This is a genomic window from Crenobacter oryzisoli (assembly GCF_030385785.1).
In the GTDB taxonomy this organism is placed as follows: Bacteria; Pseudomonadota; Gammaproteobacteria; order Burkholderiales; family Chromobacteriaceae; genus Crenobacter_A; species Crenobacter_A oryzisoli.
The window spans coordinates 1-2,524 of sequence record NZ_JAUEDK010000104.1 but is presented as its reverse complement, the minus strand read 5'-3'; the positions used below and the strand labels follow the sequence as shown (position 1 = coordinate 2,524).

General features: G+C 65.6%; 2 protein-coding genes. Both read left to right on the top strand.

Going from position 1 to position 2,524, the window contains the following annotated elements; translation table 11 throughout:
* Nucleotides 1-137 precede the first annotated feature (137 nt).
* The gene (gene istA / locus QU481_RS23605; protein WP_289832381.1) at nt 138-1,694 is read left to right on the top strand and encodes an IS21 family transposase; all 1,557 of its coding nucleotides are present in this window, start codon (nt 138-140) and stop codon (nt 1,692-1,694) included.
* 13 nt (nt 1,695-1,707) lie between these two features.
* Complete coding sequence (gene istB / locus QU481_RS23600; RefSeq protein WP_289832380.1) at nt 1,708-2,460, top strand: IS21-like element helper ATPase IstB; 753 nt, start codon at nt 1,708-1,710, stop codon at nt 2,458-2,460.
* Nucleotides 2,461-2,524: the final 64 nt, after the last annotated feature.

The following is a 2,524-nucleotide window of genomic DNA, read 5'->3' as shown; positions in this document are numbered from 1 at the left end:
GCTGAACCTGGACAGTCGTTCCAGCGCAAACTGGACACCCGTTCCAGGCCAACCTGGACGGCTTGCAACATTGCCGTAACAAGCTGTAGCGCGCGGGGTAACCCGTGGCACCCTCGAGCTTTTTTCCTGGGTGCCCGATGTCTAACCACAGGTTATCCATGCGCAAAATCGTCGAAATCCTTCGCCTGCATCACGCAGGTCTGTACTCGCGGCGCGCGATCGCCCGAATGATCGGCGCATCCCCCACCACGGTCAGCGACTACCTCGCCCGCGCCAAGCTCGCCGGGCTGAGCTTCCCGCTACCCGCCGGCCTGGACGAAGCCACCGTCAATGGCCTGCTATTTCCCCCGACGGCGCCGTCGAAAGTCCGCCGCACCGAACCCGACTGGCCGACGCTGCACCAGGAACTGCGCCGCAAAGGCGTGACGCTGGAGCTGCTGTGGCAGGAGTACAAGGCCGAAACACCGGACGGACTCCAGTACAGCGCGTTCTGCGACCATTACCGCCGTTGGCGCAAGACGCTGGCAGTGACGCTGCGCCAGCACCACACACCCGGTGAGAAACTGTTCGTCGACTACGCCGGGCAGACGGTCGACGTCATCGACCCGCATACCGGCGAAATTCACGCCGCGCAGATCTTCGTCGCGGTGCTCGGCGCCTCCAACTACACCTACCTCGAAGCGACCTTCACGCAGCAGCTGGAAGACTGGATCGGCAGCCATGTGCGCGCCTTCGACTATCTCGGTGGCGTCACCGCGCTGGTGGTCCCCGACAACCTGAAGAGCGGCGTGCGCCATCCGTCCCGCTACGAGCCGGACCTGAACCCGACCTACCAGGACCTGGCACAACATTACGGCTGCGCGGTGCTGCCGGCGCGGCCGTACAAGCCGCGCGACAAGGCCAAGGTCGAGGTCGGCGTCCAGGTGGTCGAGCGCTGGGTGCTGGCCCGGTTGCGTCACCAGCGCTTCTTCAGCCTGCAAGAACTCAACCTGGTTCTGCGTCAGTGCCTGGAGCACCTGAACACCCGGCCGTTCAAGAAGCTGGATGGCTGCCGCCGCGACTGGTTCGAACGGCTCGACCGACCGGCATTGCAGCCGTTGCCGGCCCAGCCGTACCAGTTTGCCCAATGGTCGCTGGCGCGGGTCGGCCTCGACTACCACGTTGAGGTCGAGCGCCACTTCTACTCGGTGCCGTACCGCCATGCCCGCCAGCAGGTGCAGGTACGCCTGACCGAGTCGTGCGTCGAACTCTTCCATCTCGGCCAGCGCATTGCCAGCCACGTGCGCAGCCGCACGCCGCACCGCCACACCACGGTCGATGCCCACATGCCGCTGCAGCATCAGGCGGTAGCCGGCTGGACCGCCGAACGGCTGCTGGCCAAGGCGCGGCAGATCGGCCCCAAGACCGAAACCGTGCTCGAACGACTGCTCCGGCAGCGCGCCCATCCGCAGCAGGCCTACCGCAGCTGTCTCGGCGTATTGCGACTTGGCGAGCGCTACGGCAATGCCCGGCTGGAAGCGGCGTGCCTGCGCGCGCTGCGGTTACAGACCGTCAGCTGGAAAAGCCTGAGCAGCATCCTGAAGCACAACCTCGACCAGCAAACCCTGCCGGCGCCGTTGCAGGCGCCGGCCAGTCAGCACGACAACGTGCGCGGCGCCGACTACTTCCGCCCAACCCAACTTACCCTGCACTGATAAGGAGATCTCGATGTTGAACCATCCGACTCACGCCAAACTGCTCACCCTGAAACTGGGCGGCATGGCGACCGCCTTTGCCGAACAGCAGCGCCTCGATCTGTCACACCTGAGCTTCGAGGAACGGCTCGGTCTGCTGGTTGATCGCGAGCAGACCGAACGCGACAACCGGCAACTGGCCCGGCGGCTCAAGCAAGCCAAGCTACGGCAGCAGGCGGTGGCCGAGGACATCGACTATCAGCACCCGCGCGGCCTCGATGCGGCGCTGTTCCAGCGTCTGCTGAGTGGGCAGTGGATTCGCCAGCACCAGAACGTGCTGCTGACCGGGCCGACCGGCGTCGGCAAATCGTGGCTGGCCAGCGCGTTGGCGCATCAGGCCTGCCGGCAGGGTTACAGCGCCCACTACGTCAGGGTGCCGCGCCTGCTGGAGGAGTTGGCCCTCGGCCACAGCGACGGGCGATACGGCAAGCTGCTGGCCCGACTGGCCAAGATCGACGTGCTCGTGCTGGATGACTGGGGGCTGGCGGTGCTCGACCATGCCCAACGGCGTGACCTGCTGGAGATCCTGGATGACCGCCACGGACAGCGCTCGACGGTGATCACCAGCCAGCTGCCGGTGGAGCTCTGGCACGACGCGATCGGTGACGCGACGCTGGCGGATGCGATCCTGGACCGGCTCGTGCACAACGCCCACATGCTCGCGCTCAAGGGCGATTCACTGCGCAAGAAGCGCAGCTGTTTGACGGTGGAGGCGGCTCAGGAGTAAAACGTCGTCCTACCTCGCGACGCTACGCTCGTAGTGTCCAGATTGAGCTGGAATGACTGTCCAG